This is a genomic window from Enterobacter cloacae complex sp. ESBL7 (assembly GCF_041679625.1).
GTDB classification, from domain to species: Bacteria; Pseudomonadota; Gammaproteobacteria; order Enterobacterales; family Enterobacteriaceae; genus Enterobacter; species Enterobacter asburiae_B.
In genome coordinates this window covers 1-26,794 of sequence record NZ_JBGORN010000003.1, presented here as the reverse complement: position 1 = coordinate 26,794, position 26,794 = coordinate 1, and the positions used below count along the sequence as shown (strand labels likewise).

Annotated in this window: 25 protein-coding genes and 1 rRNA gene; 18 read left to right on the top strand and 8 right to left on the bottom strand. The window is 54.5% G+C overall.

Annotated features, from left to right (window positions below; translation table 11 throughout):
- Nucleotides 1–4: 4 nt before the first annotated feature.
- The 13 genes from rseP to tilS all read left to right on the top strand — a co-directional run bounded on the left by rseP (nucleotide 5) and on the right by tilS (nucleotide 17,070).
- Nucleotides 5–1,357, top strand: coding sequence for a sigma E protease regulator RseP (gene rseP / locus ACERY3_RS13460; RefSeq protein WP_033144672.1), 1,353 nt, complete (start codon nucleotides 5–7; stop codon nucleotides 1,355–1,357).
- Between the two features lie 29 nt (nucleotides 1,358–1,386).
- Complete coding sequence (gene bamA / locus ACERY3_RS13455; protein WP_033144673.1) at nucleotides 1,387–3,804, top strand: outer membrane protein assembly factor BamA; 2,418 nt, start codon at nucleotides 1,387–1,389, stop codon at nucleotides 3,802–3,804.
- Nucleotides 3,805–3,926: 122 nt separating this feature from the next.
- Complete coding sequence (gene skp / locus ACERY3_RS13450; RefSeq protein ID WP_032644135.1) at nucleotides 3,927–4,421, top strand: molecular chaperone Skp; 495 nt, start codon at nucleotides 3,927–3,929, stop codon at nucleotides 4,419–4,421.
- Between the two features lie 3 nt (nucleotides 4,422–4,424).
- Complete coding sequence (gene lpxD, locus ACERY3_RS13445) at nucleotides 4,425–5,450, top strand: UDP-3-O-(3-hydroxymyristoyl)glucosamine N-acyltransferase (RefSeq protein WP_032644136.1); 1,026 nt, start codon at nucleotides 4,425–4,427, stop codon at nucleotides 5,448–5,450.
- Nucleotides 5,451–5,552: 102 nt separating this feature from the next.
- Nucleotides 5,553–6,008, top strand: coding sequence for a 3-hydroxyacyl-ACP dehydratase FabZ (gene fabZ / locus ACERY3_RS13440; protein ID WP_010426706.1), 456 nt, complete (start codon nucleotides 5,553–5,555; stop codon nucleotides 6,006–6,008).
- A 3-nt stretch (nucleotides 6,009–6,011) separates the two neighbouring features.
- Nucleotides 6,012–6,800, top strand: a complete 789-nt coding sequence (gene lpxA, locus ACERY3_RS13435) for an acyl-ACP--UDP-N-acetylglucosamine O-acyltransferase (protein WP_058840563.1) — start codon at nucleotides 6,012–6,014, stop codon at nucleotides 6,798–6,800.
- Nucleotides 6,800–7,948: a lipid-A-disaccharide synthase gene (gene lpxB / locus ACERY3_RS13430; RefSeq protein WP_058840564.1), complete on the top strand. Its 1,149-nt coding sequence runs from the start codon at nucleotides 6,800–6,802 to the stop codon at nucleotides 7,946–7,948. Before lpxA ends, lpxB begins: the two co-directional genes overlap by 1 nt.
- The gene (gene rnhB, locus ACERY3_RS13425) at nucleotides 7,945–8,541 is read left to right on the top strand and encodes a ribonuclease HII (RefSeq protein WP_024907528.1); all 597 of its coding nucleotides are present in this window, start codon (nucleotides 7,945–7,947) and stop codon (nucleotides 8,539–8,541) included. The genes lpxB and rnhB overlap by 4 nt, the downstream gene beginning before the upstream one ends.
- A gap of 38 nt (nucleotides 8,542–8,579) precedes the next feature.
- On the top strand, nucleotides 8,580–12,062 hold the full coding sequence (gene dnaE, locus ACERY3_RS13420; protein ID WP_058840565.1) for a DNA polymerase III subunit alpha: 3,483 nt from the start codon (nucleotides 8,580–8,582) through the stop codon (nucleotides 12,060–12,062).
- Between the two features lie 12 nt (nucleotides 12,063–12,074).
- Nucleotides 12,075–13,034 (top strand): acetyl-CoA carboxylase carboxyl transferase subunit alpha, encoded by a 960-nt coding sequence (gene accA, locus ACERY3_RS13415; RefSeq protein ID WP_023310466.1) that lies wholly within the window; start codon nucleotides 12,075–12,077, stop codon nucleotides 13,032–13,034.
- A 100-nt stretch (nucleotides 13,035–13,134) separates the two neighbouring features.
- Complete coding sequence (locus ACERY3_RS13410) at nucleotides 13,135–15,267, top strand: lysine decarboxylase LdcC (RefSeq protein ID WP_058840566.1); 2,133 nt, start codon at nucleotides 13,135–13,137, stop codon at nucleotides 15,265–15,267.
- A gap of 65 nt (nucleotides 15,268–15,332) precedes the next feature.
- Nucleotides 15,333–15,722, top strand: coding sequence for a VOC family protein (locus ACERY3_RS13405; protein WP_023334583.1), 390 nt, complete (start codon nucleotides 15,333–15,335; stop codon nucleotides 15,720–15,722).
- 58 nt (nucleotides 15,723–15,780) lie between these two features.
- On the top strand, nucleotides 15,781–17,070 hold the full coding sequence (gene tilS, locus ACERY3_RS13400) for a tRNA lysidine(34) synthetase TilS (RefSeq protein ID WP_058840567.1): 1,290 nt from the start codon (nucleotides 15,781–15,783) through the stop codon (nucleotides 17,068–17,070).
- 28 nt (nucleotides 17,071–17,098) lie between these two features.
- Here the strand turns inward: tilS and rof are convergent, their stop codons facing one another.
- Entirely contained in the window at nucleotides 17,099–17,359 is a 261-nt protein-coding gene (rof, locus tag ACERY3_RS13395) for a Rho-binding antiterminator (protein WP_008501890.1), read from the bottom strand.
- Entirely contained in the window at nucleotides 17,346–17,546 is a 201-nt protein-coding gene (locus ACERY3_RS13390; RefSeq protein WP_008501889.1) for a YaeP family protein, read from the bottom strand. The genes rof and ACERY3_RS13390 overlap by 14 nt, the downstream gene beginning before the upstream one ends.
- A gap of 196 nt (nucleotides 17,547–17,742) precedes the next feature.
- On the opposite strand from ACERY3_RS13390, the gene ACERY3_RS13385 reads away from it, so the two are divergent.
- From ACERY3_RS13385 to nlpE, 3 genes are read left to right on the top strand one after another with little or no spacing between them, the layout of a single operon-like run.
- Nucleotides 17,743–18,288: a YaeQ family protein gene (locus ACERY3_RS13385; RefSeq protein WP_039260576.1), complete on the top strand. Its 546-nt coding sequence runs from the start codon at nucleotides 17,743–17,745 to the stop codon at nucleotides 18,286–18,288.
- Nucleotides 18,285–18,707, top strand: coding sequence for an alternative ribosome rescue aminoacyl-tRNA hydrolase ArfB (arfB, locus tag ACERY3_RS13380; RefSeq protein WP_048978981.1), 423 nt, complete (start codon nucleotides 18,285–18,287; stop codon nucleotides 18,705–18,707). Before ACERY3_RS13385 ends, arfB begins: the two co-directional genes overlap by 4 nt.
- Nucleotides 18,708–18,741: 34 nt before the next feature.
- The gene (nlpE, locus tag ACERY3_RS13375) at nucleotides 18,742–19,440 is read left to right on the top strand and encodes an envelope stress response activation lipoprotein NlpE (protein ID WP_039260572.1); all 699 of its coding nucleotides are present in this window, start codon (nucleotides 18,742–18,744) and stop codon (nucleotides 19,438–19,440) included.
- A 47-nt stretch (nucleotides 19,441–19,487) separates the two neighbouring features.
- Here the strand turns inward: nlpE and proS are convergent, their stop codons facing one another.
- The 6 genes from proS to metN form a co-directional block, all read right to left on the bottom strand.
- On the bottom strand, nucleotides 19,488–21,206 hold the full coding sequence (gene proS / locus ACERY3_RS13370; RefSeq protein ID WP_033144681.1) for a proline--tRNA ligase: 1,719 nt from the start codon (nucleotides 21,204–21,206) through the stop codon (nucleotides 19,488–19,490).
- A gap of 112 nt (nucleotides 21,207–21,318) precedes the next feature.
- The gene (gene tsaA, locus ACERY3_RS13365) at nucleotides 21,319–22,026 is read right to left on the bottom strand and encodes a tRNA (N6-threonylcarbamoyladenosine(37)-N6)-methyltransferase TrmO (protein ID WP_023310474.1); all 708 of its coding nucleotides are present in this window, start codon (nucleotides 22,024–22,026) and stop codon (nucleotides 21,319–21,321) included.
- Complete coding sequence (gene rcsF, locus ACERY3_RS13360; RefSeq protein WP_058840569.1) at nucleotides 22,023–22,427, bottom strand: Rcs stress response system protein RcsF; 405 nt, start codon at nucleotides 22,425–22,427, stop codon at nucleotides 22,023–22,025. The genes tsaA and rcsF overlap by 4 nt, the downstream gene beginning before the upstream one ends.
- Before the next feature lie 106 nt (nucleotides 22,428–22,533).
- Nucleotides 22,534–23,349 (bottom strand): methionine ABC transporter substrate-binding lipoprotein MetQ, encoded by an 816-nt coding sequence (gene metQ, locus ACERY3_RS13355; protein WP_014168729.1) that lies wholly within the window; start codon nucleotides 23,347–23,349, stop codon nucleotides 22,534–22,536.
- A gap of 40 nt (nucleotides 23,350–23,389) precedes the next feature.
- Entirely contained in the window at nucleotides 23,390–24,043 is a 654-nt protein-coding gene (locus ACERY3_RS13350; protein ID WP_014168730.1) for a methionine ABC transporter permease MetI, read from the bottom strand.
- Nucleotides 24,036–25,067 carry a methionine ABC transporter ATP-binding protein MetN gene (gene metN / locus ACERY3_RS13345; protein WP_023310475.1) on the bottom strand — a complete coding sequence of 344 codons (1,032 nt, stop codon included), beginning with the start codon at nucleotides 25,065–25,067 and terminating at the stop codon, nucleotides 24,036–24,038. The genes ACERY3_RS13350 and metN overlap by 8 nt, the downstream gene beginning before the upstream one ends.
- Nucleotides 25,068–25,255: 188 nt before the next feature.
- Between metN and gmhB the strand changes: the two genes are divergently transcribed.
- Together gmhB and ACERY3_RS13335 are read left to right on the top strand one after the other, a co-directional pair.
- Nucleotides 25,256–25,822: a D-glycero-beta-D-manno-heptose 1,7-bisphosphate 7-phosphatase gene (gene gmhB / locus ACERY3_RS13340; RefSeq protein WP_029741186.1), complete on the top strand. Its 567-nt coding sequence runs from the start codon at nucleotides 25,256–25,258 to the stop codon at nucleotides 25,820–25,822.
- A 368-nt stretch (nucleotides 25,823–26,190) separates the two neighbouring features.
- Nucleotides 26,191–26,794, top strand: a 16S ribosomal RNA gene (locus ACERY3_RS13335); the annotation flags it as partial.

The following is a 26,794-nucleotide window of genomic DNA, read 5'->3' as shown; positions in this document are numbered from 1 at the left end:
TTTTATGCTGAGCATTCTCTGGAATCTGGCGGCGTTCATTGTTGCACTGGGTGTACTGATTACCGTGCATGAATTTGGCCATTTCTGGGTTGCTCGCCGCTGTGGCGTGCGCGTAGAGCGATTTTCCATCGGTTTTGGTAAATCACTCTGGACGCGCACCGACCGCCACGGTACGGAATTTGTCATCGCCCTTATCCCGCTGGGCGGCTACGTCAAAATGCTCGACGAACGCGTCGAGCCTGTCGCTCCTGAGCTGCGACACAGCGCATTCAACAATAAAACCGTTGGACAACGCGCCGCCATCATTGCTGCCGGACCGGTAGCCAACTTCATCTTTGCGATTTTCGCTTACTGGCTGGTGTTTATCATCGGCGTCCCTGGCGTACGTCCGGTGGTGGGTGAAATTGCCCCCAATTCCATCGCGGCGAGTGCGCAAATTACATCCGGGATGGAACTTAAAGCGATTGATGGCATCGAAACCCCTGATTGGGATGCCGTGCGACTGCAGCTGGTAGCCAAAATTGGTGATGCGCAGACCACCATCAGCGTATCGCCGTTTGGTTCAGATACGCGTCAGGACAAAGTACTCGATTTACGTCACTGGCGTTTCGAGCCAGACAAAGAGGATCCCGTCGCTGCGCTGGGTATTCGTCCACGCGGCGCGCAGATTGAGCCGGTATTAGCCGAAGTACAGGCAAATTCGGCGGCGAGCAAAGCGGGTTTGCAAGCGGGCGACAGGATCGTTAAAGTCGATGGTCAACCATTAACAGAGTGGATGACCTTTGTTACTCTGGTGCGCGATAATCCGGGAACGTCTCTCGCGCTGGAAGTTGAAAGGCAGGGCAGTCCGCTTTCGCTGACGCTGATCCCGGATACGAAGTCGGTCGGCAAAAAGGCAGAAGGGTTCGCAGGCGTTGTGCCAAAAGTGATCCCGCTGCCAGATGAGTACAAGACAATACGCCAGTATGGGCCGTTCAGCGCCATCCTTGAAGCCACGGATAAAACATGGCAACTGATGAAGCTGACGGTCAACATGTTGGGGAAATTGATAACCGGTGATGTGAAACTGAACAACCTCAGTGGGCCAATTTCGATTGCTCAGGGGGCTGGGATGTCAGCGGAATTCGGGGTGATTTACTATCTCATGTTCCTCGCGCTCATTAGCGTGAACCTTGGGATAATCAACCTGTTCCCGCTTCCCGTTTTAGACGGGGGTCATCTGCTGTTTTTGGCGATTGAAAAGCTAAAAGGCGGACCGGTATCCGAGCGAGTTCAAGACTTTAGTTATCGCATTGGCTCGATTTTGCTGGTGCTGTTAATGGGGCTTGCACTTTTCAATGATTTCTCTCGGTTGTAAGAGAGTGTTAGGAAGAACGCATAATAACGATGGCGATGAAAAAGTTGCTCATAGCGTCGCTGCTGTTTAGCAGCGCCACCGTATACGGTGCTGACGGGTTCGTAGTGAAAGACATTCATTTCGAAGGCCTCCAGCGTGTCGCCGTTGGTGCGGCCCTCCTCAGTATGCCTGTACGCCCCGGCGATACGGTTAATGATGATGATATCAGTAACACCATCCGTGCTCTGTTTGCCACCGGCAACTTTGAGGACGTCCGCGTCCTGCGCGATGGTGATACGCTGCTGGTACAGGTAAAAGAACGTCCGACGATCGCCAGTATCACTTTCTCCGGTAACAAGTCGGTGAAAGATGACATGCTCAAGCAGAACCTTGAAGCATCTGGTGTTCGTGTGGGTGAGTCCCTGGACCGCACAACCCTTTCAGACATTGAAAAAGGTCTGGAAGACTTCTACTACAGCGTCGGTAAATACAGCGCCAGCGTGAAAGCGGTTGTCACTCCGCTGCCGCGTAACCGTGTTGACCTGAAGCTGGTCTTCCAGGAAGGTGTTTCTGCTAAGATCCAGCAGATCAACATTGTCGGCAACCACGCGTTCAGCACCGACGAACTGATCTCCACCTTCCAGCTGCGCGATGAAGTGCCATGGTGGAACGTGGTGGGCGATCGCAAATACCAGAAACAGAAACTGGCGGGCGACCTCGAAACCCTGCGCAGCTACTATCTCGATCGTGGCTATGCGCGTTTCAACATCGACTCGACTCAGGTCAGTCTGACTCCGGACAAGAAAGGTATCTACATTACGGTTAACATCACTGAAGGCGAGCAGTACAAGCTTTCTGGTGTTGAAGTGAGTGGTAACCTGGCGGGGCATTCTGCTGAAATCGAATCGCTGACCAAAATTCAGCCGGGCGATCTGTATAGCGGTTCCAAGGTAACCAAAATGGAAGACAGCATTAAGAAGCTGCTCGGCCGCTACGGTTATGCCTATCCGCGCGTACAGACTCAGCCGGAAATCAATGACGCGGATAAAACCGTTAAGCTGCACGTGAATGTTGATGCGGGCAACCGTTTCTACGTGCGTAAGATCCGCTTCGTCGGTAACGACACCTCCAAAGATTCCGTTCTGCGTCGCGAAATGCGTCAGATGGAAGGCGCATGGTTGGGAAGCGACCTCGTTGATCAGGGTAAAGAGCGTCTGAACCGTCTGGGCTATTTTGAAACGGTGGATACCGATACCCAGCGCGTACCGGGCAGCCCGGATCAGGTTGATGTCGTATATAAAGTGAAAGAGCGCAACACCGGTAGCTTCAACTTCGGTGTGGGCTACGGTACTGAAAGCGGCGTCAGCTTCCAGGTAGGCGTGCAGCAGGATAACTGGCTGGGTACAGGTTACTCTGTCGGTATTAACGGCACCAAAAACGACTACCAGACCTACTCTGAGTTCTCTGTGACTAACCCATACTTCACCGTTGACGGTGTAAGCCTGGGCGGTCGTATCTTCTATAACGACTTTAAAGCAGATGACGCGGACCTGTCTTCTTACACCAACAAGAGTTACGGTGTCGACGGTACGCTTGGCTTCCCGGTTAACGAATACAACACCCTGCGTGCGGGCTTGGGTTACGTGCATAACGACCTCTCCAACATGCAACCGCAGGTGGCGATGTGGCGTTATCTGGACTCTATCGGCCAGTCAACCAGTAAAAATGGTAATGACAATGGCTTCGCGGCGGATGACTTCACCTTTAACTACGGCTGGACCTATAACCGTCTCGACCGTGGTTACTTCCCTACGGAAGGTTCTCGCGTCAACCTGAACGGTAAAGTTACCGTGCCGGGTTCCGATAACGAGTTTTATAAGGTCACGCTGGATACCGCGTCCTACTTCCCGATCGATGACGATCATAAGTGGGTGGTTCTGGGTCGTACCCGTTGGGGCTATGGCGATGGTCTGGGTAGCAAAGAACTGCCGTTCTATGAAAACTTCTATGCGGGTGGATCCAGCACCGTTCGTGGTTTCCAGTCCAATAACATTGGTCCGAAAGCGGTTTACTACGGCGGAAACGACAAAGATAACTGTGATAAGTCTTCCTCGTCAGAAGTCTGTAGCTCCAATGACGCGGTGGGCGGTAACGCCATGGCCGTTGCCAGCCTGGAGTTCATCACGCCAACGCCGTTTATCAGTGATAAATACGCGAACTCGGTCCGTACGTCCTTCTTCTGGGATGCCGGTACCGTGTGGGATACCAACTGGCAGAATACTGCCCAGATGCGCGCAGAAGGCATTCCTGACTACAGCGATCCGAGCAATATTCGCATGTCTGCCGGTATCGCATTACAATGGATGTCACCGCTGGGGCCGTTGGTCTTCTCCTACGCCCAGCCGTTTAAGAAATATGATGGAGACAAAGCGGAGCAATTCCAGTTTAACATTGGTAAAACCTGGTAATAATCCGCTGCAAAGGAATGCGTTGGCAGTGTAGCGCTGACAACTGGCGATCGGTAACACGGTCGCCTTGCCACGCAAAGAACGGTACCTTCTGGTGCCAATGGGATGGTAAGGAGTTAATTGTGAAAAAGTGGTTATTAGCTGCAGGTCTCGGTTTAGCGATGGCAACTTCTGCTCAGGCAGCAGACAAAATTGCAATCGTCAACATGGGTAATTTGTTCCAGCAGGTTGCACAGAAAACGGGTGTTTCTGCGACTCTGGAAAACGAATTCAAAGGCCGTGCAAGCGAACTGCAGGGTATGGAAAACGATCTTCAGTCCAAAATGCAGCGTCTGCAGCGTGATGGTTCTACCATGAAAGCAAGCGACCGCAGCAAGCTGGAAAAAGACGTAATGGCTCAGCGCCAGACGTTCTCCCAGAAAGCGCAGGCTTTCGAGCAGGATCGTCAGCGTCGTTCTAACGAAGAACGCGGCAAGCTGGTAACTCGCATTCAGACTGCTGTTAAAGCAGTGGCTGCCGATCAGAGTATCGATCTGGTTGTAGATGCGAACGCCGTTGCTTATAACAGCAAAGATGTTAAAGACATCACTGCTGATGTTCTGAAACAGGTTAAATAAGTAATGCCTTCAATTCGACTGGCTGATTTAGCTCAGCAGTTGGATGCAGAATTACACGGTGATGGCGATATCGTCATCACCGCTGTTGCGTCCATGCAATCTGCTAAAGCTGGCACGATTACCTTCATGGTAAGCCCTAAGTACCGTGAGCAACTGGCTCAATGCCAGGCGTCAGCTGTTGTACTGACGCAGGACGATCTTCCATTTGCCACTGTAAGCGCGCTGGTAGTGAAAAACCCCTACCTGACGTATGCACGCATGGCTCAAATTCTTGATACCACGCCGCAGCCGGCCCAGAACATTGCGGCCAGTGCAGCGATTGATGCGACGGCCAGGCTTGGTAACAACGTCGCCGTTGGCGCGAATGCAGTTATCGAATCCGGCGTTGTGCTGGGAGATAACGTCGTCATTGGCCCGGGCTGCTTCGTTGGGAAAAATACGAAAATCGGCGCCGGGACCCGTTTATGGGCCAATGTGTCCGTTTATCATGATGTTGAAATTGGCGAAAATTGCCTCGTCCAGTCCAGCACCGTTATTGGTTCTGATGGCTTTGGTTACGCTAACGATCGTGGTAACTGGGTTAAGATCCCGCAGCTTGGTCGCGTTATTATTGGCGATCGCGTAGAGATCGGCGCCTGTACCACCATTGACCGTGGCGCGCTTGACGACACGATCATTGGCAATGGTGTTATCATCGATAACCAGTGCCAGATTGCGCATAACGTTGTGATTGGCGACAATACCGCGGTTGCGGGTGGCGTCATCATGGCAGGCAGCCTGAAAATTGGCCGTTATTGCATGATTGGCGGCGCGAGCGTGATTAATGGCCATATGGAAATATGCGACAAGGTGACTGTGACGGGAATGGGCATGGTAATGCGTCCTATCACTGAACCTGGCGTCTATTCCTCAGGTATTCCGCTACAACCCAACAAGGTATGGCGTAAAACAGCAGCTCTGGTGATGAACATTGATGATATGAGCAAGCGCCTCAAGTCTCTTGAGCGTAAGATCGATCAACAAGATTAAGCGTCATCCGTTGAACGCTATTTTTCCCGGCCTGTCGGCTTTCTAATAAACCGGCAGGCCGTGTTATTATTGTTATCAGTACATTTTGACAGGAAGAGTATTTTGACTACTGACACTCATACTCTGCATATTGAAGAGATTTTAGAACTTCTGCCGCACCGCTACCCGTTTCTGCTGGTAGACCGTGTGCTGGATTTTGAAGAAGGTCGTTTTCTGCGCGCAGTGAAAAATGTTTCCGTGAACGAGCCGTTTTTCCAGGGACACTTCCCTGGTAAGCCTATCTTCCCGGGTGTGTTGATTCTGGAAGCGATGGCTCAGGCTACCGGTATTCTGGCGTTTAAAAGCGTTGGCAAACTGGAGCCAGGTGAGCTGTATTACTTCGCGGGTATTGATGAAGCGCGCTTTAAGCGCCCTGTCGTGCCTGGTGATCAGATGATCATGGAAGTCACTTTTGAAAAAACGCGTCGTGGCCTGACTCGCTTCAAAGGCGTAGCGCTGGTTGACGGCAAAGTTGTTTGCGAAGCGACGATGATGTGTGCTCGTAGCCGGGAGTCCTGATACGTGATTGATAAATCCGCCTTTATTCATCCTACCGCTATTGTGGAAACCGGTGCCATCATTGGCGCTAACGTCCACATTGGCCCGTTTTGTATTGTTGGACCCCATGTCGAAATTGGTGAGGGTACAGTACTGAAATCTCATGTTGTCGTGAATGGTCACACGACCATTGGCTGCAATAACGAGATCTATCAGTTCGCTTCCATCGGCGAAGTTAACCAGGATCTGAAATATGCTGGTGAGTCGACGCGTCTGGAAATTGGCGATCGTAACCGTATTCGCGAAAGCGTCACTATTCATCGTGGAACAGTACAGGGTGGTGGGTTGACGAAGGTGGGCAGCGATAACCTGTTTATGGTTAATGCGCACATCGCGCACGACTGTACCGTGGGTGACCGCTGTATTCTTGCCAACAACGCAACGCTGGCAGGACACGTATCGGTTGATGACTTCGCAATTATTGGCGGCATGACCGCAGTCCATCAGTTCTGCATCATTGGTACGCACGTGATGGTTGGCGGATGCTCCGGTGTGGCGCAGGACGTCCCACCGTATGTGATTGCGCAGGGCAACCATGCCACGCCGTTTGGCGTGAACATCGAAGGCCTCAAGCGTCGTGGTTTTAGTCGCGAAGCGATTACTGCCATCCGCAACGCGTACAAACTGCTGTACCGTAGCGGTAAAACGCTGGAAGAGGCGAAGCCGGAAATTGCCGAGCTGGCGAATAAGCACCCGGAAGTGAACGCGTTCATGGAATTCTTTGACCGTTCAACAAGGGGTCTGATTCGTTAATGGTCGACAGTCGTCCGCTTACGATAGCCCTGGTCGCCGGAGAAACCTCCGGCGATATTCTTGGTGCCGGTCTCATCCGCGCGCTTAAGGCGCGTGTACCCAATGCTCGCTTTGTCGGCGTTGCTGGCCCGCTGATGCAGGCCGAAGGCTGTGAAGCCTGGTATGAAATGGAAGAACTCGCCGTGATGGGCATCGTTGAGGTGCTGGGACGGCTACGCCGTTTGCTGCACATCCGCGCCGATCTCACCCGCCGTTTTACTGAACTCAAACCCGATGTGTTTGTCGGTATCGATGCGCCTGATTTCAACATTACCCTCGAAGGGAATCTGAAAAAGCAGGGTATCAAAACAATTCACTACGTCAGTCCGTCCGTCTGGGCGTGGCGACAGAAACGCGTTTTCAAAATCGGACGGTCCACCAACCTGGTGCTGGCTTTCCTGCCTTTCGAAAAAGCGTTTTACGACAGATTTAATGTTCCGTGCCGTTTTATCGGTCATACCATGGCGGATGCGATGCCATTGGATCCGGATAAAAACGCGGCGCGCGACGCGCTGGGCATCCCGCACGATGTGCACTGTCTGGCATTGCTACCGGGCAGCCGTGGTGCAGAAGTTGAGATGCTGAGCGCCGATTTCCTCAAAACTGCGCAAATTCTTCGCCAGACCTATCCGGATCTTGAAGTGGTTGTTCCGCTGGTAAATGCGAAACGCCGTGAGCAGTTTGAGCGCATCAAAGCGGAAGTCGCCCCGGATCTTCACGTCCGTCTTCTGGACGGGAAAGGGCGGGAAGTGATGTATGCGAGCGATGCCGCGCTGCTGGCCTCCGGCACGGCGGCGCTGGAATGCATGCTGGCGAAATGCCCGATGGTGGTCGGTTATCGCATGAAGCCGTTCACTTTCTGGCTGGCAAAACGTCTGGTTAAAACGGATTATGTCTCCCTGCCAAACCTGCTTGCCGGGCGCGAGCTGGTGAAAGAGCTGCTGCAGGATGAGTGCCAGCCGCAGGCGCTTGCCGATGCACTACTGCCGCTGCTCGCGAACGGCAAGACCAGCCACCAGATGCACGATACCTTCCGCGAACTGCATCAACTGATCCGCTGTAATGCTGATGAGCAAGCGGCTGATGCGGTGCTGGAGTTAGCAAAATGATGGAATTTGTTTATCCTCACACTCGCCTTGTGGCGGGCGTGGACGAAGTGGGTCGTGGCCCGTTGGTCGGGGCTGTGGTGACTGCCGCGGTGATCCTCGATCCGGCTCGCCCGATTATCGGGCTGAACGACTCAAAAAAATTGTCTGAAAAACGCCGTCTGGCGCTGTTCAGTGAGATTCAGGAGAAGGCGCTGGCCTGGAGCCTGGGGCGCGCTGAACCGCATGAAATAGACGAGCTGAATATTTTGCATGCCACGATGCTGGCGATGCAGCGTGCGGTAGCAGGTCTGAAAATTTCCCCGGAATATGTCCTGATTGACGGCAACCGCTGTCCGGCATTGCCCATGCCTTCAATGGCGGTCGTCAAAGGCGATAGTCGGGTCGCAGAAATTAGCGCAGCTTCTATCATTGCCAAAGTGACGCGCGACGCCGAAATGGCCGCGCTGGACCTCACTTATCCTCAGTATGGTTTCGCCCAGCATAAGGGTTATCCCACACCTTTCCATCTGGAAAGGCTGGCTGAACATGGCGCAACCGAACATCACCGGCGCAGTTTTGGCCCGGTGAAACGCGCGCTGGGACGGGTGTCCTGAATCAATACGCAAGCAATTAAGTAACGCGGAATCTGAAGATGGCTGAACCACGTTTCGTACACCTGCGGGTGCATAGCGACTACTCCATGATCGATGGGCTGGCGAAGACCGGGCCGCTGGTAAAAAAGGCGGCCTCCCTTGGCATGCCCGCGCTGGCGATCACCGATTTTACCAACCTGTGTGGCCTGGTGAAGTTCTACGGAACGGCGCACGGTGCGGGAATGAAGCCTATCGTCGGCGCAGATTTTCATGTCCAGAGCGATCTCGTCGGCGATGAAATGACGCAAATCTCCGTGCTGGCGATGAACAACACGGGCTATCAAAACCTCACTCTGCTTATCTCAAAAGCCTATCAGCGCGGATATGGTGCGCTGGGCCCGTGGATCGACAGGGACTGGCTGGCTGAGCTGAACGAAGGGCTGCTGCTGATCTCTGGCGGCCGTATGGGCGATGTCGGTAAATGCCTGCTGCGCGGCAATAGCGCGCTGGTGGATCAGTGCGTCTCGTTCTATGAAGAGTATTTCCCGGATCGTTATTATCTGGAGTTGATCCGCACCGGTCGTCAGGACGAAGAGAGCTATCTGCATGCGGCGGTCGCACTTGCGGAAGAACGCGGGCTGCCCGTCGTCGCGACAAACGATGTACGCTTCCTCGAGCCGGGAGATTTTGACGCTCACGAAATTCGCGTGGCGATCCACGATGGCTTCACGCTCGACGATCCGAAACGGCCGCGTAATTACTCCGCTCAACAGTACATGCGCAGCGAGGAGGAGATGTGTGAACTCTTCTCCGATATCCCCGAAGCGCTGGAAAACAGCGTAGAGATCGCCAGGCGCTGTAACGTTACCGTCCGCCTCGGCGAATACTTCCTGCCGCAGTTCCCGACGGGTGACATGACCACGGAAGATTTCCTGGTCGTGAAATCAAAAGAAGGTCTGGAAGAGCGTCTGGAATTCCTGTTCCCGGATGAGGCCGTTCGCAAACAGAAGCGGCCGCCGTACGATGAGCGCCTGGATATTGAACTCCAGGTCATCAACCAGATGGGCTTCCCGGGCTACTTCCTGATCGTAATGGAGTTTATCCAGTGGTCGAAGGATAACGGCGTACCGGTTGGACCGGGACGTGGCTCCGGTGCGGGATCGCTTGTGGCCTATGCGCTTAAAATTACCGACCTCGATCCGCTGGAATTCGACCTGCTGTTCGAACGTTTCCTTAACCCGGAACGTGTCTCCATGCCCGACTTTGACGTCGACTTCTGCATGGAGAAACGTGACCAGGTGATCGAGCACGTCGCCGATATGTACGGCCGTGATGCGGTATCACAGATTATTACGTTCGGTACGATGGCGGCGAAGGCGGTTATCCGTGACGTCGGCCGCGTGCTGGGCCACCCGTACGGGTTTGTCGATCGTATTTCGAAGCTGGTGCCGCCCGATCCGGGCATGACGCTGGCAAAAGCGTTTGAAGCCGAACCTCAGCTGCCGGAAATCTACGAAGCTGACGAAGAAGTGAAAGCGCTGATCGACATGGCGCGCAAGCTGGAAGGCGTCACGCGTAACGCCGGCAAGCATGCGGGGGGCGTGGTTATCGCCCCGACCAAAATTACCGACTTCGCGCCGCTCTACTGCGATGAAGCGGGTGAGCACCCGGTTACTCAGTTTGATAAGAACGACGTAGAATACGCCGGGCTGGTGAAGTTTGACTTCCTCGGCCTGCGTACGCTGACGATCATCGACTGGGCGCTGAAGATGATCAACCCGCGCCGGGAAAAGCAGGGCCTTGAGCCGATAGACATTGCCGCCATCCCGCTGGATGACAAGAAAAGTTTCGACATGCTGCAGCGCTCGGAGACGACGGCCGTCTTCCAGCTTGAATCCCGCGGCATGAAAGATCTGATTAAACGCCTGCAGCCCGACTGCTTCGAAGATATGATCGCACTGGTCGCCCTGTTCCGTCCGGGCCCGCTGCAGTCAGGGATGGTAGATAACTTTATCGACCGTAAGCACGGTCGCGAAGAGATTTCTTACCCGGACGTTCAGTGGCAGCATGAAAGCCTGAAGCCGGTGCTGGAGCCAACCTACGGCATTATCCTGTATCAGGAACAGGTCATGCAGATTGCTCAGGTGCTTTCCGGCTATACGCTCGGCGGCGCGGACATGCTGCGTCGTGCGATGGGTAAGAAAAAGCCGGAAGAGATGGCCAAGCAGCGTTCCATCTTTGAAGACGGGGCGAAGAAAAACGGCGTTGACGGCGAGCTGGCGATGAAAATCTTCGACCTGGTGGAGAAATTCGCCGGGTACGGATTTAACAAATCCCACTCCGCCGCCTATGCTTTGGTGTCATATCAAACGCTGTGGCTGAAAGCACACTATCCTGCTGAATTTATGGCGGCGGTAATGACGGCCGATATGGACAACACCGAGAAGGTGGTTGGCCTGGTGGACGAGTGCTGGCGCATGGGCCTTAAGATCCTGCCGCCGGATATTAACTCAGGGCTCTACCACTTCCACGTCAACGACGACGGAGAGATCGTTTACGGGATCGGCGCGATCAAAGGCGTGGGCGAAGGTCCGATCGAGGCGATCATCGAAGCGCGTAACAATGGCGGGTATTTCCGCGAGCTGTTCGATCTTTGCGCCCGTACCGATACCAAAAAACTGAACCGTCGCGTGCTGGAAAAACTGATCATGTCCGGCGCGTTTGACAGGCTGGGGCCGCACCGCGCCGCGCTGATGAATTCCCTCGGCGACGCCCTGAAAGCGGCGGATCAGCACGCAAAAGCGGAAGCCATTGGTCAGGCGGATATGTTCGGGGTGCTGGCGGAAGAGCCAGAGCAGATCGAGCAATCTTATTCCAACTGCCAGCCGTGGCCAGAACAGGTGGTACTGGATGGGGAGCGTGAGACGTTAGGCTTGTACCTGACGGGGCACCCGATCAACCAGTACATCAAAGAAATTGAGCGCTATGTCGGCGGCCACAGGCTTAAAGACATGCATCCGACAGAACGTGGTAAAATCACCACGGCTGCGGGGCTCGTGATTGCCGCAAGGGTTATGGTCACCAAGCGCGGCAATCGTATCGGCATCTGTACGTTGGATGACCGTTCCGGGCGTCTGGAGGTGATGTTGTTCACCGACGCGCTGGATAAATACCAGCAATTGCTGGAAAAAGACCGCATACTTATCGTCAGCGGACAGGTCAGCTTTGATGACTTCAGTGGGGGGCTTAAAATGACCGCCCGCGAAGTGATGGACATTGACGAAGCCCGGGAAAAATATGCTCGCGGGCTTGCTATCTCGCTGACGGACAGGCAAATTGATGACCAGCTTTTAAACCGACTCCGTCAGTCTCTGGAACCCCACCGCTCGGGGACAATTCCAGTACATCTCTACTATCAGAGGGCGGATGCACGTGCGCGGTTGCGCTTTGGTGCAACGTGGCGTGTCTCTCCGAGCGATCGTTTACTGAACGATCTCCGTGGCCTCATTGGTTCGGAGCAGGTGGAACTGGAGTTTGACTAATACAGGAATACTATGAGTCTGAATTTCCTTGATTTCGAACAGCCGATTGCTGAGCTGGAAGCGAAAATCGATTCTCTGACAGCGGTAAGCCGTCAGGATGAAAAACTGGATATTAACATCGACGAAGAAGTGCATCGTCTGCGCGAGAAAAGCGTAGAGCTGACGCGCAAAATCTTTGCCGATCTCGGCGCATGGCAGGTGGCCCAGCTGGCTCGCCATCCACAGCGTCCGTACACCCTGGATTATGTCCGCCTGGCGTTTGACGAATTTGACGAACTGGCAGGCGATCGCGCATACGCTGACGATAAAGCTATCGTTGGTGGTATCGCGCGTCTGGACGGACGCCCGGTGATGATCATTGGTCATCAGAAAGGTCGTGAAACCAAAGAGAAAATCCGTCGTAACTTCGGTATGCCAGCACCAGAAGGCTACCGTAAAGCCCTGCGTCTGATGGAGATGGCTGAGCGTTTCAACATGCCAATCATCACCTTCATCGACACCCCAGGTGCATACCCTGGCGTGGGCGCGGAAGAGCGCGGTCAGTCTGAAGCTATCGCGCGCAACCTGCGCGAGATGTCTCGTCTGAAGGTGCCGGTCATCTGTACCGTCATCGGTGAGGGTGGTTCCGGCGGTGCGCTGGCGATTGGCGTGGGCGATAAAGTGAATATGCTGCAGTACAGCACCTATTCCGTTATCTCCCCGGAAGGCTGTGCGTCCATTCTGTGGAAAAGCGCCGACAAAGCGCCGCTGGCTGCAGAAGCAATGGGCATCATTGCGCCACGCCTGAAAGAGCTGAAGCTGATCGATTCCATCATCCCGGAACCGCTGGGTGGTGCGCATCGTAAGCCGGAAGTAATGGCGGCTTCTCTGAAAGCGCAGCTGCTGGCTGACCTGGCGGATCTGGACGTGCTGAGCAAAGACGATCTGCTCAACCGCCGTTACCAGCGTCTGATGACCTACGGTTACGCGTAAGCTTCACAATTATCTGAAAAGCCGCACAATGTTGCGGCTTTTTTTATACCTGCGGTTTAGCCGGACTATGCTTAGCTAATGTTTTTTAAGGAGGAAGCCCATGAATATCATTGCCATTATGGGGCCACACGGCGTCTTTTATAAAGATGAGCCGATTAAGGAGCTGGAGCAATCCCTGCAGTCGCGCGGGTATCAGCTAATCTGGCCGCACAACAGCGCCGATCTGCTGAAGTTCATCGAGCATAACCCGCGTATCTGCGGCGTGATCTTCGACTGGGACGAATATGATCTCGAACTGTGCAGCGACATCAACAAGCTGAACGAATACCTCCCGCTGTACGCGTTTATCAATACCCACTCAACCATGGACGTCAGCGCCAATGATATGCGTATGGCGCTGTGGTTCTTTGAATATTCTCTCGGCGTCGCGGAAGATATTGCGACCCGCATTCAGCAATACACGAATGAATATCTCGATAACATCACTCCCCCCTTTACCCGTGCGCTCTTCACCTACGTGAAAGAGGGGAAATATACCTTCTGTACGCCAGGGCATATGGCAGGGACGGCCTATCAAAAAAGCCCGGTGGGCTGCCTGTTCTATGATTTCTTCGGTGGCAACACCCTAAAAGCGGACGTGTCGATTTCAGTCACCGAACTGGGCTCCCTGCTGGATCACACCGGGCCGCATCTGGAAGCCGAAGAGTATATCGCCCGCACCTTTGGCGCCGAGCAGAGCTATATGGTGACCAACGGCACCTCGACCTCGAACAAAATCGTCGGGATGTACGCTGCGCCTGCTGGCAGCACCTTGCTGATTGACCGTAACTGCCATAAATCGCTGGCGCACCTGCTGATGATGAGCGACGTCGTACCGCTCTGGCTGTCACCCACGCGTAACGCGCTCGGTATTCTTGGCGGCATTCCGCGCCGGGAGTTCACCCACGAAGCCATTGAAAGTAAGGTCGCGGTAATTCCTGGCGCAAGCTGGCCTGTCCATGCGGTGATCACCAACTCCACCTACGACGGTTTGCTGTACAACACGAACTGGATCAAACAGACGCTGGACGTGCCGTCGATCCACTTCGATTCCGCATGGGTGCCATACACTAATTTCCATCCGATTTACGCCGGCAAAAGCGGCATGAGCGGTGAACGCGTGCCGGGGAAAGTGTTCTTCGAAACGCAGTCGACGCATAAAATGCTGGCGGCGTTTTCCCAGGCTTCGCTTATTCACATCAAAGGCGAGTACGACGAAGACACGTTCAACGAAGCCTTTATGATGCACACCACCACCTCGCCGAGCTACCCGCTGGTGGCCTCTATTGAAACGGCCGCGGCGATGCTGCGCGGCAATCCCGGTAAGCGTCTCATCAATCGTTCGGTGGAACGCGCGCTGCATTTCCGCAAAGAGGTTCAGCGGCTGAAAGATGAAGCCGACGGCTGGTTCTTTGATATCTGGCAGCCGGAAGAGATTGATGAAGCAGAATGCTGGCCCGTCTCGCCCGGCGAAGGCTGGCATGGCTTCCGGGATGCCGATAGCGACCATATGTTCCTCGACCCGGTAAAAGTGACGATCCTGACGCCGGGCATGGATGAGCAGGGCAAGATGAGCGATGAAGGTATTCCGGCCGCGCTGGTCGCGAAATTCCTTGATGAACGTGGCGTGGTGGTGGAGAAAACCGGTCCCTATAACCTGCTGTTCCTGTTCAGCATCGGGATCGACAAAACCCGGGCGATGGGGTTGCTGCGCGGCCTGATGGAGTTTAAGCGCGCCTACGATCTCAACCTGCGGGTGAAGAACATGCTGCCGGATCTCTACGCGGAGGATCCCGACTTCTATCGAAATATGCGCATTCAGGATCTGGCCCAGGGGATCCACAGGTTGATCCGTCAGCACGATCTGCCGCGTCTGATGCTTCAGGCGTTCGATGTCTTACCGGAGATGAAGTTTACCCCGCACAAGGCGTGGCAGCGCCAGGTGAAAGGGGAGGTCGAAACCGTCGAGCTGGAAAACCTGGTCGGGCGCGTATCGGCTAACATGATCCTGCCTTACCCGCCGGGCGTTCCGCTCCTGATGCCGGGAGAGATGATTACCGAAGAGAGTCGGGCCGTGCTCGATTTCCTGCTGATGCTCTGCTCTGTCGGGCGCCACTATCCCGGTTTTGAGACGGATATCCACGGTGCGAAGCGCGACGAGAGCGGCGTTTACTGGGTGCGAGTCCTAAAATAAGGGTGACCGCTTGCCAGGCGCGGGTTTTCGGTTGTAACGTTCAGGCATCATAAAAAGGAGAAGCTATGCTGGGTTTAAAAGCTGTTCATCATATTGCGATCATTGCGACCGATTACGCGAAAAGTAAGGCCTTCTACTGCGACATCCTGGGCTTTACGCTCATGAGCGAGGCCTACCGCGAGGAGCGCGACTCCTGGAAGGGCGACCTGGCGTTAAACGGGCAATATGTGATTGAGCTGTTCTCTTTTCCTTTTCCGCCTGCGCGTCCCTCCCGCCCGGAAGCCTGCGGCCTGCGTCATCTTGCCTTCAGCGTCGATGACCTGGATAGCGCGGTAAAACATCTGGAAGCGCACGGCGTGACGTGCGAAGCGATACGCGTCGATCCGTTCACCGACAAGCGCTTTACTTTTTTCAACGATCCGGACGGCCTGCCGCTGGAGCTTTATCAGCAGTAATGGTTGTCCTGTGTGATAATGCCCGCTCAGTTCGGGCATTTTTTATGTGTAATCTCCTATGACCTCACCCGCTATCGCACAAGCCGTTTCACCGTACCGCCAGCTGCTGGTGGGGTTTAGCGGTGGCCTGGATTCTACCGTGTTGCTGCATCGCCTTAAGCTTTGGCGCGATCGGGAACCTGACGTCCAGCTTCGGGCGATGCATATTCACCACGGATTAAGTCCTCACGCAGAGGCGTGGGTGGTGCACTGTGAAGCCTTGTGTGCGGCCTGGGCGATCCCGCTCATCGTTGAGCGAGTGACGCTTGCGAAGGAAGGGCTGGGCATCGAGGCGCAGGCGCGGAAAGCCCGCTATGCCGCGTTTGCCGGGGCATTACGTACTGGAGAAGCGCTGGTCACGGCTCAGCATCTTGATGACCAGTGTGAAACCTTTCTGCTGGCTCTTAAGCGGGGCAGCGGGCCGGCGGGGCTTTCTGCCATGCCGGCGCGTTCTGAATTTGCCGACACAACGCTACTGCGTCCGCTGCTTGGCGAGACGCGTGCCTCGCTGGAAGCCTGGGCGCGAGAACATCAGCTGAACTGGATCGAAGATGAGAGTAACCAGGATGACGGCTACGACCGTAACTTCCTGCGTCTGCGCGTTCTCCCGCTGCTCAGCGAGCGCTGGCCGCATTTCGCCGACGCGACGGCAAGAAGCGCCATGCTGTGCGCCGAACAGGAGTCGTTGCTGGATGAGCTGTTGAGAGACGAGCTGGCTGGGCTTATTTCTGCAGACGGGGCGCTGGCGATCGCACCGATGAAAGCGATGAGCCCGGTACGTCGCGCCGCGCTGCTACGGCGCTGGCTGGCCTTTCATCGCGCCGCGATGCCGTCGCGGACAATGCTGAGCCGTATCTGGGACGAAGTCGCACTGGCGCGGGATGATGCTTCCCCGTGCGTCCACCTGAACGGTTTTGAGGTGAGACGCTATAAAGGGGAGCTCTGGTGGATAAAATCCATGCCCTCGCTGACCGATGTGGTGCTCGACTGGCTTTCTCCTGACGCGCCCCTGATATTGCCCTGTGAGGCAGGACGCGTCTCTCTCCTGTCGTCTGGTCATGTGCGGCTGCCGAAGCCCGATGAACCGGTCACCGTGCGCTTTAAGGCTGGCGGCATGCTGCATATCGTCGGGCGCAACGGGGGACGGAAGCTGAAGAAAATATGGCAGGAGTGTAACGTGCCGCCGTGGCTGCGCGACACCACGCCGCTACTCTTCTACGGAGAAACGCTTATCGCTGCGGCAGGGGTTTTCATCACGGAAGAGGGGTGGTCAGAAGAGGGTGTCCGTTTTGAGTGGCAGAAAGCGTAACGGGCAGCCAGGCTGCCCGTTAGTGTCATCAGGATTCGCTCACCACGACGGTGCCGATTTGCGGGTGGCTGAAGCTGGCTATTTTGTCCAGACGCAGCTCACGCGTCGCACCGGCGTCTTCCACTATCAGGTATTCCACATTCTTTCGTGAAACCAGATCGCTGGCTTTCGCCTTCAACACTTCGCCATCTTTTAGCTCCAGCGTCAGTAATAAATGATGCTGGCAGGCGAGTTCGAGGTTGTCATAGTCATCACAATTGATGGGTTGATAAGTATCATTCATCGACATAATCGCTCACCAGTAAATTCGCCGCAGCATACGCTGCTTTTTCCCTGACCGACTCTGAAAGGCTCTCATCAGAGGCCACTTCATTAAGCACCTTCAATACACAGCCCAACGCGTCCGGGACATACCCCAGATCTCCGCTGGCGATTTCCGCATACCGTTTGCGAATTAACTCACAATAATTATTCACATCCCCTCCCGCCAGCGCACTGACTTACTGTGAGATATCATTAAGCCTACGAAGATAAACTCGGTTTAGCAAGGTGACTATACCATACTCATTTAAGCAATATCAGGGCCTTGATAGCGGTGTATTTAACACCCTGTAACAGCCTTTTGCCGCGGTTTTCGCTACAATGTTCGCCTGATTCGAATGGAGTTCTCTCATGGCGCTGAAAGCGACAATTTATAAAGCAGTGGTCAATGTGGCCGATCTGGATCGCAACCAGTTCCTCGACGCGTCGCTTACGCTGGCACGCCACCCCTCCGAAACCCAGGAGCGCATGATGCTGCGCCTGCTGGCGTGGATTAAGTATGCCGACGAGCGTCTGCAGTTTTCCCGTGGGTTAAGCGCAGAAGACGAGCCTGAAGCCTGGCTGCGCAACGATCATCTGGGTATCGATTTGTGGATCGAACTCGGCCTGCCTGACGAGCGCAGAGTTAAGAAGGCCTGCACCCAGTCCGCTGAAGTGGCCTTATTCGCGTATAATCAGCGCGCGGCGGAGATCTGGTGGCAGCAAAACAAGAGCAAGTGCGGACAGTTTAAAAATCTCACGGTCTGGTATCTGGATGATGAGCAGCTGGCGCAGTTGAGCGAGTTCGCCAGCCGGACCATGGTTTTGCAGGCGACGATTCAGGATGGCGCCATCTGGCTCTCTGATTCTCAGAATAATCTGGAAATTCATTTAACGGCGTGGCAACCCGCGTCATGATCGTCTTGTCCCGAAACGTCAGCATCCCTGACAGCGAGCTGGAGATCACCGCCATTCGTGCGCAGGGAGCAGGCGGGCAGCACGTCAACAAGGCGTCGACGGCTATCCATTTGCGTTTTGACATTCGGGCCTCAAGCCTGCCAGAGTATTATAAAGAAAGCCTGCTTGCCGCCAGCCATCACCTGATCACCAGCGATGGCGTGATTGTGATCAAAGCCCAGGAGTACCGCAGCCAGGAGCTCAACCGGGAAGCGGCGGTAGCCAGGCTGGTGGCGGTCATCAAAGAGCTAACGGCAGTACAAAAAAGCCGCCGGGCAACGCGGCCAACCCGCGCATCGAAAGAGCGTCGGTTGTCCTCGAAGGCCCAAAAATCCACAGTGAAAGCACTACGCGGTAAAGTTCGTCGCCCGACAGAGTGACGAAAGGGAACACACTTTTCATAAGGAATTCATTGTGAAAAAAGCATTATGGTCAGCGCTGGCAGTGAGTACGCTGTTTGCGCTTTTTGGGTGTAACAACCGCTCCGAAACGCAGGTTTTACAACCCACGCAAACGGAAGAATTAAAACCGATGCAGCAAAGCTGGCGCGGAGTATTGCCTTGCGCGGACTGCGAAGGCATTGAAACGTCTCTGTTCCTGCAAAAAGATGGCACCTGGGTGATGAATCAGCGCTATCAGGGCGCTAAAGAGCCTTCTTCTTTTGCCACTTATGGCACCTGGGCGCGTACGGCAGAGAAGCTGGTCCTGACGGATACCTCCGGTGAGAAAACCTTTTTCCGCGCCAAAGGTGAGGGGATGGAGATGCTCGACCGCGAAGGCAACCCGATTGAATCCCAGCTTAACTACACGCTGGCGCCGGTAAAAGCGGCTCTGCCTGCCACGCCGATGGCGATGCGGGGGATGTACTTCTATATGGCGGATGCGGCGATCTTTACCGACTGCGCAACCGGCAGGAAGGTCAGCGTGGCAAACAATGCGCAGCTTGAACGTGATTACGCTGTGGCACGCGGCAATGACAGCAAGCCGGTATTGCTGACGGTTGACGGTCACTTTACGCTGGAGCCAAACCCGGATAGCGGGGAGATGGTGAAAACGCTGGTGGCAGATAAAGACGCGAAGTTTGTTGCGGGTAAAGACTGTAACAGTAAATAAGCCGACGCTGAGCCATTAAAAAACCCCGCCTGAGCGGGGTTTTTTGTTTAGCCTTTGATGGCTTTCACCAGGTAATCAAGAATGTCGCCGGTCTTGATCATCTGTTTCTCGCCGCTGCGACGGTATTTGTATTCAATCTCATCGCTGTCGAGGTTACGGTCGCCGATGACGACGGTGTGCGGGATACCGATCAGTTCCATATCGGCAAACATCACGCCTGGACGCTCTTTACGGTCATCCATCAGCACTTCGATACCCTGAGCGCGCAGCTCGGCATACAGCTTCTCGGCTAGCTCCTGCACGCGGTAAGACTTGTGCATGTTCATTGGCAGAATGGCCACCTGGAACGGCGCAATATTGTCCGGCCAGACGATGCCGCGTTCGTCGTAGTTCTGCTCAATCGCCGCAGCCACCACGCGCGTCACCCCGATACCGTAGCAACCCATGGTCAGGATCTGGTTACGGCCATCTTCACCCTGAACGGCCGCGTTCAGCGCGCGAGAGTATTTATCACCCAGCTGGAAGATATGACCCACTTCGATGCCGCGCTTAATCATCAGGGTACCCTGGCCGTCCGGGCTTGGATCGCCTGCAACCACGTTACGGATGTCAGCCACTTCCGGCGTCGCCACGTCGCGATCCCAGTTGATGCCGAAGTAATGTTTACCGTCGATGTTCGCACCTGCGGAGAAGTCGCTCATTGCCGCAACCGTGCGGTCAATAACAACCGGCACCGGCAGATTGACTGGACCCAGTGAACCTGGACCCGCATTCACCACGGCGCGGATTTCCGCTTCCGTTGCGAAGGTCAGCGGGCTGGCTACCTGCGGCAGCTTCTCGGCTTTCACTTCGTTCAGCTCGTGATCGCCACGCACCAGCAGGGCAACCAGCGGGTAAGCGCTACCTTCGGTGGATTTCACCAGCAGCGTTTTCACGGTTTTTTCGACAGGCAGATTGAACTGCTCAACCAGCTCGGCAATGGTTTTCGCGTTTGGCGTATCAACCAGCGTCATCTCTTGCGTTGCCGCGCCGCGTGGTTCTTTTGGCGCCAGCGCTTCTGCAAATTCGATGTTCGCCGCGTAGTCTGAAGAGTCAGAGAAGATCACATCGTCTTCACCGCTCTGCGCCAGGACCTGGAACTCATGGGATGCGCTACCGCCGATGGAGCCGGTATCAGCCTGCACAGCACGGAAATCCAGACCCATGCGGGAGAAGATTTTGCTGTACGCCGCGTACATTGCGTCGTAGGTCTCTTGGAGTGATTCCTGAGAGGTATGGAAAGAGTAAGCATCTTTCATCAGGAATTCGCGAGAGCGCATTACGCCGAAACGTGGGCGAACTTCGTCACGGAACTTGGTCTGGATCTGGAAGAAGTTCAGCGGCAGCTGTTTGTAAGAGCTCAGCTCATTACGAATCAGGTCGGTAATGACTTCTTCATGCGTTGGGCCGAGAACGAACGGACGCTCGCCGCGATCGACAAAGCGCAGCAGTTCAGGACCATACTGTTCCCAACGGCCGCTCTCCTGCCACAGGTCAGCGGGCTGAACCACAGGCATGGACACCTCGATAGCACCGGCGTTGTTCATCTCTTCACGCACGATGTTTTCGACTTTTTTCAGGACGCGCACGCCGGTCGGCAGCCAGGTATATAACCCGGAGGCCAGCTTGCGGATCATCCCGGCGCGCAGCATCAGCTGATGGCTGATCACTTCGGCGTCGGCAGGCGTCTCCTTCAGAGTGGAGAGCAGATATTGGCTAGTACGCATGTTGTTACGGTTCCATTTCGACGATTGGAACAGGCTGAAACACCAGCCTGACACAAAAAAAGTGGTTTAGTTTACCAGTGTGGCAAAGATGCCAAAAGAGAGGAGAACAAAATTACCTGGGTTCAAGGGCAAACACTTCAAAACCTGCCCCGGTGACGCGCCAGCGAACGTTGAAATCGAGCAGCCAGACGGCGTACGTTTTTCCTTCTTCCTCTTCTTTACGGTAGGCCGGGCGCGGGTCCTGTGCCAGAACTTCAGTGATGAAATCCCGTAAGCGAGGATAGCGTTTCTCCAGCTGACCGAGCTGCGCGGTTATCTCAGGCGTAAAATAAACAGGCATGTCCGCCTGCGGCGCGTCCTGAGCATAACTTGCACGCGCGTCCGGGAGCGCTTCGGCGAAGGGCAAATAGGGTTTGATGTCGATTACCGGCGTGCCGTCTACCAGGTCCAGACTACCTAACTCCAGTATCACCCGATCTTTCTGGCAGCGTATGCCTTTCAGTTCAACCAGCGACATCCCAACCGGGTTTGGGCGGAAGGTCGAGCGAGTCGCAAACACGCCCATTCTCGCATTTCCGCCGAGACGAGGAGGGCGCACGGTCGGACGCCAGCCGCCTTCCATCGTCTGGTGAAACACGAACACCACCCATAAATGGCTGAAAGCCTCGAGCCCGCGTACCGCATCGGCCTGATTGTAAGGCGCAATCAGGTGAAGCTCACCGCTTCCGCTGGTGACCAGACCGGGCTGGCGGGGGACGGCGAACTTCTCTTTATAAGGAGAGTGGATAACGCCTATCTGCTCGAACTGAAATGCACTCATTTCGCCGTGATGTTCAGCGCTGAACCGATGCAAACCGCCTGACGGTAGCAGCCCGGCGTGCCGCTGGTGACTTCGCAGCTGTGCAGCAGAACCGCGTTGGCTTTCATTTTTGCGGCATTAATCTGCATACGTTTACGCGCTGTCGGAACATTCGGTGGTGAGTCCTGATTGGTTGCCTGACAGGATTCGCCGCTCACTTCGCCCAGTTCACGGAACGGTTTACCGACGAGTTCGTCTGCTTTCGTGATAATGCGAACCGGCGCAGGGCGAACCACTTTCGGTTTTGCAGGCTCGGTTTTTGGCGGGGTTGCCGTGCTTTGAACAGGTTCAACGGGAGATCTGCTTAGCATAGAACAGCCGCTCAGCATGAGTGCTAAAAGACAGATCGGTAAAGCACGCATAATAGTTCCTCAATGGATAATCAAAACGTCAGATATTGAATCAGTTGACTGCACAAATGACAAGACGGGCATAAGCCCGTCCTGATGATATTACACTGAGGTGAGATTACCAGCCTTTAACAGCGCCGCCGTTAAACACTTTGTTGGCTTCCTGGTAAACTTCATCAGACTGATAAGCCTGAACGAATTTCTTCACGTTTTCCGCGTCCTTGTTGTCTTCGCGAGTCACGATCAGGTTAACGTACGGGGAGTCTTTATCTTCAACGAAGATACCGTCTTTAGCCGGCGTCAGGCCAATCTGGCTGGCATAAGTGGTGTTGATCACGGCCAGGGCAATCTGCGCATCGTCCAAAGAACGTGGCAGCTGCGGTGCTTCCAGTTCAACAATTTTCAGATTTTTCGGGTTCTCGGTGACATCCAGAACGGTTGGCAGCAGGCCAACACCGTCTTTCAGTTTGATCAGGCCCACTTTCTGCAGCAGCAGCAGGGAACGGCCAAGGTTGGTTGGGTCGTTAGGCACGGCAACCTGAGAACCCGGCTGCAGCTCGTCCAGCGATTTAATTTTCTTAGAGTAACCGGCAATTGGATAAACGAAGGTGTTACCAACACCCACCAGTTTATAGCCACGATCTTTGATCTGCTGATCCAGGTATGGCTTATGCTGGAAGGCGTTAGCGTCGATATCGCCTTTGCTCAGCGCTTCGTTCGGCAGAACGTAATCGTTGAAGGTCACGAGCTCAACGTCCAGGCCATATTTCTCTTTCGCCACTTTCTGAGCAACTTCAGCAACCTGTTGTTCTGCACCCACGATAACGCCCACTTTAATGTGGTTTGGATCTTTTTCGTCCTGACCGCAACCCACCAGTGCCAGAGAGCCGATCAGCGCGCCTACTGCTGCAAAGGTCTTTAATTTAAACGCCATGTTTTATCCTTAACTCGTAGAGTTTGTGTTGTGTGTAACGTTATTTGTGAGTAACGGTCCGGACGATGCGATCGCCGGAGAACTGGATTAAATAAACCAGAACAACCAGCAATACCAGAACGGTATTCATCACGGTAGCGTTATATCCAATATAGCCGTACTGGTAACCAATCTGGCCTAAACCGCCAGCGCCAACTGCGCCACCCATTGCGGAATAACCGACCAGCGTGATGAGCGTGATGGTTGCCGCGTTCACCAGGCCTGGCAGTGCTTCCGGGAGCAGGACTTTGCGGACGATCTGCATCGGCGTTGCGCCCATCGCGCGTGAGGCTTCGATCAAACCGGTTGGGATCTCCAGCAGGGCGTTTTCCACCATACGGGCGATAAACGGCGCAGCCCCCACGGTCAGCGGAACAATGGCCGCCTGCAGACCGATAGACGTTCCGACGATCACGCGGGTAAACGGAATCATCCACACCAGCAGAATAATGAAGGGAATAGAACGGAAGATGTTCACCAGCGCAGAGAGCGTACGGTACAGTTTCGCGTTCTCAATGATTTGACCCGGACGCGTCACATACAGCAGTACGCCGACCGGCAGGCCAATCACAAAACCAAAGAAGCCAGAGACAAAGGTCATTGCCAGCGTTTCCCAAACGCCGCGAACCAGCAGCCACATCATCGGCTCAGACATAACCCAGTACCTCTACTTTTACGTGGTGTTCTTGCAGCCAGGCAATCGCGGCCTGGGTTTCTTCTTGTGTGCCGTGCATTTCTGTCAGCATGATGCCGAACTTCACGCCACCGGCGTAATCCATCTGCGCGCTGATGATGTTGTTGTTTACGTTAAAGCGACGCGCGGTTTCGGAAAGCAGGGGAGCGTCAACGGACTGACCGGTGAACTCCATGCGCAGCATCGGGACGCTGTCTGCTGCGGGTTCGGTTTTCAAACGCTCCAGATAATCTTCCGGAATATCCAGATGCAGCGTGGACTGGATGAACTGCTGTGCCAGCGGCGTCTTCGGATGCGAGAACACTTCACTTACCGTGTCCTGCTCGATCAGTTCACCGTTGCTGATGACCGCCACGCAGTCGCAGATGCGTTTCACCACGTCCATCTCATGCGTAATAAGGAGGATCGTCAGCCCCAGGCGACGGTTAATGTCTTTCAGCAGTTCCAGAATCGAACGCGTGGTTGCCGGATCCAGTGCGCTGGTGGCTTCATCGCACAGCAGTACCTTAGGATTACTTGCCAGCGCGCGGGCAATGGCCACACGCTGCTTTTGCCCACCGGACAGATTTGCCGGGTAGCTATCATGCTTGTCGCCCAGACCCACGAGGTCGAGCAGTTCGGTGACGCGACGCTTCACTTCTTCTTTTGGCGTGTTATCAAGCTCAAGCGGCAGGGCAACGTTGCCGAACACGGTGCGGGAAGCCAGCAGGTTAAAGTGCTGGAAGATCATGCCAATCTGACGACGCGCTTTGGTGAGTTCTTTCTCTGAGAGGGCGGTAAGTTCCTGGCCGCCAACTTCTACGCTGCCCTGGGTTGGGCGCTCAAGCAGGTTAACACAACGAATCAGCGTGCTTTTACCTGCACCCGATGCGCCAATGACGCCATAAATTTGACCAGCAGGAACATGCAGGCTGACGTTGTTCAGCGCCTGAATGGTTCGGTTCCCCTGCTGGAACACTTTGGTGATATTGGAAAGTTTAATCATTAGATTATTTTTATCGTATGTAAGTTAGCCGTGGCATTTTCTTCTGCCAGATACGGGTGATGACCGTAAACAAAACGGATGTTAAGGCATCCAGACGTCTAAATCAATCCAACTCTGTACGATGAGCACTTTATTGCGCTGCGATTCATGAGATACTAGTCGAACATGCCTTTTTCAGGAGCAAACCGGTGGCAAAATCAGTACCCGCAATTTTTCTCGATCGTGACGGCACTATTAATGTGGATCACGGTTATGTTCATGAGATTGATGAGTTCGAGTTTATCGAGGGCGTAATAGATGCCATGCGCCAGCTGAAAGAGATGGGTTATGCGCTGGTGGTTGTGACGAACCAGTCCGGTATTGCACGCGGTAAATTCACCGAGGCGCAGTTCGAGACCCTGACGGAATGGATGGACTGGTCGTTGGCCGACCGCGGTGTGGATCTCGACGGCATCTACTATTGTCCGCACCACCCACAGGGAACGGTAGAAGCGTATCGCCAGACTTGTGACTGCCGTAAGCCGCATCCCGGGATGTTCATCTCTGCACAGGAGTTCCTGCACATTGATATGTCTGCTTCTTATATGGTGGGCGATAAACTGGAAGATATGCAGGCAGCAGCAGCGGCGGGTGTTGGAACCAAAATATTAGTTCGCACCGGTAAGCCAGTGACGCCAGAAGCAGAAAATGCAGCGGATTGGGTGATTAATAGTCTGGCCGATCTGCCAAAAGAGATTAAAAAGCACCAAAAATAGCCTTTTTGGCGAAAAGATGAGCGGTTGAAATAAAAATGCATTTTTCCGCTTGTCATTCCTCGGCGGCCCCCTATAATGCGCCTCCATCGACACGGCGGATGTGAATCACTTCACACAACAGCAGGTTCGGTTGAAGAGAAAAATTCTGAAATAACGGGTTGACTCTGAAAGAGGAAAGCGTAATATACGCCACCTCGCAACGGTGAGCGAAAGCCGCGTTGCACTGCTCTTTAACAATTTATCAGACAATCTGTGTGGGCACTCAAAGTGACATGGATTCTTAATGTCTTCGGACAATAAATGAATACCAAGTCTCTGAGTGAACATACGTAATTCATTACGAAGTTTAATTCACGAGCATCAAACTTAAATTGAAGAGTTTGATCATGGCTCAGATTGAACGCTGGCGGCAGGCCTAACACATGCAAGTCGAGCGGCAGCGGAAAGTAGCTTGCTACTTTGCCGGCGAGCGGCGGACGGGTGAGTAATGTCTGGGAAACTGCCTGATGGAGGGGGATAACTACTGGAAACGGTAGCTAATACCGCATAACGTCGCAAGACCAAAGAGGGGGACCTTCGGGCCTCTTGCCATCAGATGTGCCCAGATGGGATTAGCTAGTAGGTGGGGTAACGGCTCACCTAGGCGACGATCCCTAGCTGGTCTGAGAGGATGACCAGCCACACTGGAACTGAGACACGGTCCAGACTCCTACGGGAGGCAGCAGTGGGGAATATTGCACAATGGGCGCAAGCCTGATGCAGCCATGCCGCGTGTATGAAGAAGGCCTTCGGGTTGTAAAGTACTTTCAGCGGGGAGGAAGGCGATAAGGTTAATAACCTTGTCGATTGACGTTACCCGCAGAAGAAGCACCGGCTAACTCCGTGCCAGCAGCCGCGGTAATACGGAGGGTGCAAGCGTTAATCGGAATTACTGGGCGTAAAGCGCACGCAGGCGGTCTGTCAAGTCGGATG

Bases quoted from the DNA above. Each gene is read 5' to 3' on its own strand.
- arfB (WP_048978981.1), top strand. From the start codon at position 18,285: ATGATCGTCTTGTCCCGAAACGTCAGCATCCCTGACAGCGAGCTGGAG.
- tsaA (WP_023310474.1), bottom strand. From the start codon at position 22,026: ATGAGTGCATTTCAGTTCGAGCAGATAGGCGTTATCCACTCTCCTTAT.
- rnhB (WP_024907528.1), top strand. From the start codon at position 7,945: ATGATGGAATTTGTTTATCCTCACACTCGCCTTGTGGCGGGCGTGGAC.
- bamA (WP_033144673.1), top strand. From the start codon at position 1,387: ATGGCGATGAAAAAGTTGCTCATAGCGTCGCTGCTGTTTAGCAGCGCC.
- rseP (WP_033144672.1), top strand. From the start codon at position 5: ATGCTGAGCATTCTCTGGAATCTGGCGGCGTTCATTGTTGCACTGGGT.
- metQ (WP_014168729.1), bottom strand. From the start codon at position 23,349: ATGGCGTTTAAATTAAAGACCTTTGCAGCAGTAGGCGCGCTGATCGGC.
- tilS (WP_058840567.1), top strand. From the start codon at position 15,781: ATGACCTCACCCGCTATCGCACAAGCCGTTTCACCGTACCGCCAGCTG.
- ACERY3_RS13385 (WP_039260576.1), top strand. From the start codon at position 17,743: ATGGCGCTGAAAGCGACAATTTATAAAGCAGTGGTCAATGTGGCCGAT.
- ACERY3_RS13410 (WP_058840566.1), top strand. From the start codon at position 13,135: ATGAATATCATTGCCATTATGGGGCCACACGGCGTCTTTTATAAAGAT.
- ACERY3_RS13405 (WP_023334583.1), top strand. From the start codon at position 15,333: ATGCTGGGTTTAAAAGCTGTTCATCATATTGCGATCATTGCGACCGAT.
- metN (WP_023310475.1), bottom strand. From the start codon at position 25,067: ATGATTAAACTTTCCAATATCACCAAAGTGTTCCAGCAGGGGAACCGA.
- ACERY3_RS13350 (WP_014168730.1), bottom strand. From the start codon at position 24,043: ATGTCTGAGCCGATGATGTGGCTGCTGGTTCGCGGCGTTTGGGAAACG.
- rof (WP_008501890.1), bottom strand. From the start codon at position 17,359: ATGTCGATGAATGATACTTATCAACCCATCAATTGTGATGACTATGAC.
- rcsF (WP_058840569.1), bottom strand. From the start codon at position 22,427: ATGCGTGCTTTACCGATCTGTCTTTTAGCACTCATGCTGAGCGGCTGT.
- proS (WP_033144681.1), bottom strand. From the start codon at position 21,206: ATGCGTACTAGCCAATATCTGCTCTCCACTCTGAAGGAGACGCCTGCC.
- accA (WP_023310466.1), top strand. From the start codon at position 12,075: ATGAGTCTGAATTTCCTTGATTTCGAACAGCCGATTGCTGAGCTGGAA.
- lpxB (WP_058840564.1), top strand. From the start codon at position 6,800: ATGGTCGACAGTCGTCCGCTTACGATAGCCCTGGTCGCCGGAGAAACC.
- lpxD (WP_032644136.1), top strand. From the start codon at position 4,425: ATGCCTTCAATTCGACTGGCTGATTTAGCTCAGCAGTTGGATGCAGAA.
- dnaE (WP_058840565.1), top strand. From the start codon at position 8,580: ATGGCTGAACCACGTTTCGTACACCTGCGGGTGCATAGCGACTACTCC.